9 protein-coding genes are annotated in these 6,805 nt (G+C 62.6%); 1 reads left to right on the plus strand and 8 read right to left on the minus strand.

The window, feature by feature from the left end; genetic code table 11:
* The 7 genes from EOA86_RS16305 to EOA86_RS16335 form a co-directional block, all read right to left on the minus strand.
* The coding region (locus EOA86_RS16305; RefSeq protein WP_164891779.1) for an ATP-binding cassette domain-containing protein at positions 1-720 on the minus strand (720 nt) is incomplete at its 3' end.
* Between the two features lie 71 nt (positions 721-791).
* Complete coding sequence (locus EOA86_RS16310) at positions 792-1,916, minus strand: sugar ABC transporter substrate-binding protein (RefSeq protein WP_065006774.1); 1,125 nt, start codon at positions 1,914-1,916, stop codon at positions 792-794.
* Between the two features lie 307 nt (positions 1,917-2,223).
* A complete protein-coding gene (locus tag EOA86_RS16315; protein WP_128342570.1) occupies positions 2,224-3,252 on the minus strand; it encodes a LacI family DNA-binding transcriptional regulator in 1,029 nt (342 codons plus the stop codon).
* Between the two features lie 234 nt (positions 3,253-3,486).
* Positions 3,487-3,708: a hypothetical protein gene (locus EOA86_RS16320; protein ID WP_065006772.1), complete on the minus strand. Its 222-nt coding sequence runs from the start codon at positions 3,706-3,708 to the stop codon at positions 3,487-3,489.
* 121 nt (positions 3,709-3,829) lie between these two features.
* Complete coding sequence (locus EOA86_RS16325; RefSeq protein WP_065006745.1) at positions 3,830-4,240, minus strand: SRPBCC domain-containing protein; 411 nt, start codon at positions 4,238-4,240, stop codon at positions 3,830-3,832.
* Positions 4,237-4,560 (minus strand): metalloregulator ArsR/SmtB family transcription factor, encoded by a 324-nt coding sequence (locus tag EOA86_RS16330; protein ID WP_029351622.1) that lies wholly within the window; start codon positions 4,558-4,560, stop codon positions 4,237-4,239. Before EOA86_RS16330 ends, EOA86_RS16325 begins: the two co-directional genes overlap by 4 nt.
* A gap of 153 nt (positions 4,561-4,713) precedes the next feature.
* Positions 4,714-5,946, minus strand: coding sequence for an MFS transporter (locus EOA86_RS16335; RefSeq protein WP_128342572.1), 1,233 nt, complete (start codon positions 5,944-5,946; stop codon positions 4,714-4,716).
* Between the two features lie 177 nt (positions 5,947-6,123).
* On the opposite strand from EOA86_RS16335, the gene EOA86_RS16340 reads away from it, so the two are divergent.
* Complete coding sequence (locus tag EOA86_RS16340) at positions 6,124-6,411, plus strand: DUF3175 domain-containing protein (protein ID WP_029351626.1); 288 nt, start codon at positions 6,124-6,126, stop codon at positions 6,409-6,411.
* A 9-nt stretch (positions 6,412-6,420) separates the two neighbouring features.
* On the opposite strand, the gene EOA86_RS16345 is transcribed toward EOA86_RS16340, so the two are convergent.
* On the minus strand, positions 6,421-6,805 hold a 385-nt coding region (locus EOA86_RS16345; RefSeq protein WP_164891780.1), incomplete at its 5' end, for an FCD domain-containing protein.

The raw sequence follows: 6,805 nt of genomic DNA on the forward strand, positions 1-6,805 counted from the left end.
CATCAGCTCGACGACTTCATTGTCGCTCTTGGTGCCTGCTGCGTAGCTGGCGACATTGCGGCCGTTGCGGAAGACCGTGCACTGGTCGGCAAGCTCAGCGATCTCGTTCATGCGATGCGAGATGTAGAGCAGCGCCAGCCCTTCCGAGCGCAGCCGCTTCAGCACGCCGAAAATCTTGGCGACGTCGGCCGCAGTCAGCGCCGAGGTCGCCTCGTCGAGGATCAGGATGCGCGGCTTCCTTGCAAGTGCTTTGGCGATCTCGACCATCTGCCTTCTTGAAAGCGGAAGATCCTTGACCAGCGCCAGCGGGTGGATGTCGGCAGCGCCCGCGCGCGCCAGGGCTTCTTCCGCGATGCGTCGCTGCGCCTTGCGGTCGATCATGCCGAAGCGTGTCGGCGGATCGGAAATGACGATGTTGTCGGCAACGCTGAGTTCGGGGACGAGCGACAGTTCCTGGAAAATGCAGACGATGCCGGCCTGGTTGGCCGCGGCCGGCGAAGCGAAGCTCACCTCGCTTCCGTCCAGCATCATGCGGCCTTCGTCAGGCGCGACGACGCCGGCCATGACCTTGATCAGCGTCGATTTGCCGGCGCCGTTTTCGCCGAGGATGGCGTGAATGCTGCCTGGTGTTACCGAAAGCTCGGCCTTTTCCAGCGCCCGCACACCGCCATAGCGCTTGGATATGCCCTCCATGCGGAAGAGCGGAACCGCACCGTCCATCGGCCCCTCCCAAGGCGCTTGTTCTTCGGGACCGGCGCCGCGGCATTATCCCGCGGCGCCGAGCGATCAGTCTATTGGTTTTCCTTGCTCTGGCCCATGATTTCCTGCGCCGTGAAATTGATGCCGCAGGTCGGGAAAGAGTTGCCGACGAAGAAATTGTCGGACTGGTCGGGGAAATAGTCCTCGCCTTCTTTGAAGTTCGGATGCTCGACGATCGCCAGCGGCAGCTTCACCGCTTGCGGGACGACCTGGCCTTCGAGCGCTGCGATTGCCGTCTTGATGGCGACCGCCACCTGTGCGGGGCCGGTTCCGGCCGACGAACATTTCAGCCCGTCTGCGGCAAACTTGGCGCAGAATTTGCGGAAGCCGTTCTCCGTTTCGCCGCCGAACGGCACGAACGGATGCTTGGCGTCGATCATCGCCTGGACGATGCCGGTGTCGCCGCCCTGCCCAGTGACGCCGTCGAAGGGGCCGTTGGTGGCGATCGCGTCGGCCGAGGCCTTTTGCGCCACGCCATCGTCCCATTTGCCGATGACTTCGGTGACCTCCCACTTCTTACCCGAAGCGTTGAGAACTTCATGGATGCCGTTGTGGCGGTCGGTGTCGACCGACGTGCCGGCAACGCCGCGCACTTCGAGGATCTTGCCACCATTGGGAATATGCTTGATCAGCCAGTTGGCCCACAACTCGCCAAGGCCTTTCTGATCGACATTGACGTTGATGGCGTCCTTGGTGTCGAGAATGTTATCGAAGGCGACCAGCACGACGCCGGCTTCCTTGGCGCGCTTGATGACCGGTCCGAACGCCGTCGGATTCTGCGCGTTGACGACGATCGCGTCATAGCCGGAATCGATGAAGTTGTTGATCGCCGAAATCTGCGCCGGCACGTCTTCGCCGGTCGAGACGACCTTGAATTCCTTCAGTTTCGCCGCGACCTCCGGCTGCGCCGCATAGGCTTTTGCCGTCTGCACCATCTGGATGCGCCAGGTGTTGGCGATGTAGCCATTGGCGAGCGCGATGCGGTACGGGCCTTCTTTCTTGGGAAACTTGAAGAACTGCGTGTCGGCCGCCCATGGCGCGAAGCATTCCGGCTCGGCAGAGGGGCCCTTGACGATTTCGGCTTCGGCGAGCGCCGACGAACTCAGCATAACCAATGCAGTGGCGGCAATGATGCCACCAACGAGTGACTTGATCATCGATATTCCTCCCAGTTGCAGCTTCTGATTGTTCTTACGCGTCTCGCGCGTCTGGCCCGGCACCTCCCGCCTTGCTCGTCGCGCCTTTCAGGCGGCCGAATGCCGACCCGTTCTCCTCCCTTGCCGGTTGGTAAACCGAAGTAAAAACTATCATATTATACATAATAAACAAGTGTGAGCTGTCGCTTATATATAATAAACAGACTTCGATCTATGCCGCGACTTCTGCCTAGAGGCGTATGGTAGCGCTACCCATGACGTGGTGTAAAGCGGCATTTCGCGATGCCTGCAAAGCGCTTCAGTGCCTTTAGCGGGCTGTGCTCTCGCGGCACTTGAGTTCGAAGCCGAGGTCGACGACCGGCTCTTGCGGCCGCTTGCCTGCAATCGCCGCGAGCGCCATCGCGACAGACAGCCGGCCGATCTCGTAGCGAGGCGTCCGGATGCTAGTGACCGATGGAAAAGCCACTTCCATCATGTCGAGATCGTTGAAGCCTGTGATGCCGATCGTCATCGGCACGGCGATCGAGGCGCGGTGGCACTCGAACAGTACGCCGAGCGCGATGTCGTCGTTGTTGCAGAAAACACCGTCGAGCCTCGGCACCTTGGCCAGTGCGTCACGAAACAGTTCGCGGCCGAGCGTCACGCTGGACGGCACCGGCGTGGTGGTGATCAGCCGCGGGTCGAACAGACCGGCCGCCTCCATCGCCGCGCGATAGCCTGCCAAACGACGCTGCGAGCGCGGGTCCATGCGCGCGCCGATGAAGCCGATGCGGCGATAGCCCATTTCGATCATGTGCTCCGTCGCCGCCTTGCCGCCGTCGAAATGCGAGAAGCCGACCATCATGTCAACCGGATCGGGCCCGGTCTCCATGACCTGTACCACCGGGCAGCCGGCCGTCTCCAGCAGTCTTCGCGACGTTGGCGTCTGGTCGATGCCCGCCACGATCAGCGCCGCCGGGCGCTGCGGGCCGAACACCTGCAGCAGCCGTTCCTCCTCGAGGCCGGAATAATGGGTATTGCCGAGCTGGATACGGTAGGAACTGTCGGACAGGCTGTCATAGATGCCGCGCAGCACTTCGGCAAAGACGCTGTTGGTGAGCGACGGCACCAGCACGCCAAAGACCTCGGCGCGCGCCGAAGCCAGCGCCCGCGCATTCGGGTCGGGCAGATAGCCGAGCTCATCGACAGCCGCCTGGATCTGGCGGCGCAGATCTTCCGAAACACGCCCCGGCTCGCGCAAGGCGCGGGAAACCGTGATGGCGCCGACACCGGCCTTACGCGCGACATCGGCGATCGTCGGACGGCCGCCGCCGCGGCGCGAGCGCGGTTTGGTCACAGCCTTGTCCCGAACGCGGCGCCTTCGCCGCAGCGCGGCCACGAAATGCTGTTCAGCGTCTTTGCCACTATTGCCATGCCAACCCGACTTGCCGCACCCGTCTGGCGTCGCGCAGCCTTACCCCATTGTCAAGCTAACCGGCCAGGACAGCTACCCGAACTCGGGTAGCGCCACAGTTTGAATTTCGGCTGTGGGTGGTGAGCGGGCGTCTTGTCGTCCACCGTGCTCAGGCTTCTACGCCGTGCGTCGTCCGCTGCGCCACCTCGTGGCGTACGGCAATGCGAACAAGTAGAGACCGCTGAGCATGAGCAAGGCGAGCGGGATCAGCGGCATGAGGTATACCCAGTAGGCGGGCTCGACACCTACGCCCAAGGTGATGAAGATGGCAGCGACGACCGCCGTAAAAATGATCGACAGCCAGCGGTGGAGTTGCCGAATCCACGTGTTCCAGTTCATGAGCACCTCCTCTGAAGACGAGCTGAAGCGGATCGGGCGACCCGCTTGGCGCCAGCCTTCTTGCAAGCTTGTTTGATTTGATGACGTCTTGTTGGCCATTGCCCGTTGGCGCCGGCACGCCTTACTCTATCCGCGCCAGGACCTGCTCCAGGTTCGCAAAGAACCGCTGCCACCCATATTTGGCACCCTGGTAATACTGCTGCTGATCCGGCCGGAAGCCCAACTGCTCCATGCGCAGATGGGTCCCCGTGCTCGTAGGGGTGAGCGTCCACGTGACGACACTCCGGAGATCCTTGGTATCCCACGTGTAAGACAGCGTCTTGTTGGGCTCGACTGCCTGGACCTGACAGTCGACCGCCCCCCAGTCCGCGCTAAGATTGAAACGGTGCCCCTCGTCTGGCTTGAAATCGTTCTTCATCAGCCACTCCTCGATCAGGTGTGATTGCGTGAGGGCGCGCCAGATCTTTTCCGGCGGAAAAGCTACCTCCCGTTCGACAACGACGGCGCGCGTTTCGGTCTCAGTATTGGTCATTGGTCCATCCTTTTGAGCAAATCTTCGAGGTTGTCGAACCGGCTTTGCCAGAACCCAGCCATTTGGTTCGTCCAGTCGATCAGCGGCGCCAAGGCGCCGAGCTCCGCGCTATAGTGCGTGTTGCGGCCTTCGTGGCGGTCGCGCACCAAACCGGCCTGCTTCAGAACCCCAAGGTGCTTTGACACTGCCGGTTGCGAGACCCCAGCCCGAGCGGTCAGAGCCGCGACGGTCTGGTCCCCGTCGCGACACAGCCGCTCGAAGATGGCCCGTCGCGTCGGATCGGCAAGCGTTCTGAAAAGGATCTCATGGGGCTGTGACATGGCAATCGATAACTCGCTGGCTATTTGATCAATCAATAACCGCCGAGATATGTGTAAGTCAAGCAGGAACGTGGCCCGGTGATAGCGGACTGTCAGCCATTAGTCAGCGAACTTCCGCTGGGGGTCGTGAGCCGAAATTCAAAGGGTCAGTGCTCAAGCCATCGCCGCGGCGCTGCGCCGCGCCTTCCACAGCAGCAGCACCATGGCCGCTATGTTCAGCAGGTTCCAGGCAACGCCGTTGAGGAATGCGGCGGCGTAGGAGCCGGTCATATCGTAGATCCAACCCGACATCCAGCCGCCGATCGCCATGCCGAAAATCGTCGCCATGATTACGACGCCGACGCGCTGGCCGGCCTCTCTGGCCGGCATGTATTCGCGCACGATGATGGCATAACAAGGCACGATGCCGCCTTGCGACAGGCCGAAAACCAGCGAGACGACGTAAAGCGAGGCGAGCCCGTCGAAGGGGATGTAGAACAACAGCGACAAGCCTTGCAGTACCGAGCCGATCAGCAGGGTTTTCACGCCGCCGATGCGATCGGCAAGAAAACCGGATGCCAGCCGGCTGACGACGCCCGCCACCATCATGATCGACAGCATGTCGGCGCCACGCGCCATGCCATAGCCGAGGTCCATGCAATAGGCGACGATATGGACCTGCGGCATCGACATCGCCACGCAGCAGCCCAGGCCGGCGACGACGAGCAGCATCTGCAGGGCTGCCGGCGACAGCGATATCGGCTGGACGGGCCGGCTGCCGGGCGACCCGGGAGCGGCGGCACGTGGCGCGCCGCGCCTGAGCAGCAGGATCAGCGGCACCATGGTCGCGACGCAGACGACGCCGATCGCGCCATAGGTGAAGCGCCAGCCTTCGCTCTGCATGACATAGGGCATCGCCATCGGCCAGACCGCCCCAGCGAGATAGCTGCCGGCGGCGGCAGCCGTCACCGCGACGCCGCGCCGGCGGTTGAACCAGTGCGAGATGTCGGCGATCAGCGGCCCGAAGATCGCCGACGTGCCGACGCCGATCAAAAGGCCCTGGGCAAGAGTGAACTGCAGGATCGAAGTGGTCAGCGACGCCAGCAGGAAACCAGTGCCGAGCGCCACCGAGGCAATGAGCGCCGGTATCCAGTAGCCCACGCGGTCGATGGCGCGGCCGACCACAACATTACCGACGGCGAAGCCGACCATGGTCGCGGTATAGGGCATCGACGCGGCGGCGCGATCGACGCCGAATTCGGCCTGCACCGCCGGCAGCACCACGACGACCGCCCACATGCCGACGCCGCCGATCGTCGCCAGCAGCATCGAGATGCCGAGCCGCATCCAGGCATAGGCGCTGTCGATGCCGGGGCTGCTTGGCTGGCTGGAGAAGGTTGTGGTCAAGGCGTTTCCTGTCCGCGATTCTGCAAAATCGACCGGTTCGACACCACTATCGGCACATTGGCAGCGCCGTGCAGCGCCACATCACGCAAATCCGTGGCTCCAGGGATTTGAGCTGAAGTGGAACAGTGGCCGCCGTCCCGGAGTTTTCCATCAACGCACCAATGGAAGGAGTCTGTCATGACCGCGAAAAGGAAATGGTCGGCCGAGGTGACGGAGCACAGCGATGCGCTGGACCTCGAGGAGCACGTCTTCGAATCCCACGACCCTAAAAAGATCGCGGCCTCGCTGAAGCGATCGGCCGAACATAGTGACCGGCGCAAGGCCGAGCCGTTCCAATCCGCCATGTCGATGCTGAATTTCTACATCAACCGTGCCGGCAAGAACCTGCCGGCCAAGCAGAAGAAAGTGCTGGAGGACGCCAAGGACGAACTGCGCGCGGTGTTTGGGCGCCCGAGAGAAGATTAGAGGGTCGGCCTACCTCGACTTGATGACGCTATCTGTATTGGCCAACAGCTTGCGCACCGCGTTGCGCGCCGCATCCGGCCGCTGCAGGCGAATGTTCTTTTCGATCGCCTCGTGCAGCTTCTGCGCGTGCTGCAAATCGTCCAGTTCCCGCGTCGTATAGGCGAACAGATGATCGAAGGCCGATTCGATCAGCACACCGAGCGGCACCAGAAGGTCGTTGCCCGAGGCGCGCAGGATGGCCAGATGAAAACGCGTGTCCGCGCGGGTGCGCTCCTGCAGCGTCGTCGCTTGGCCCATCTCCCGGCAGGCCTGGCTGATCTCGGCCATCTGCTCGTCTGTGCGGCGCATCGCGGCAAAGGCGGTCGCTTCCGGCTCGATGATGTGGCGGAACTCC

This window comes from Mesorhizobium sp. M5C.F.Ca.IN.020.32.2.1, assembly GCF_004023105.1.
In the GTDB taxonomy this organism is placed as follows: Bacteria; Pseudomonadota; Alphaproteobacteria; order Rhizobiales; family Rhizobiaceae; genus Mesorhizobium; species Mesorhizobium wenxiniae.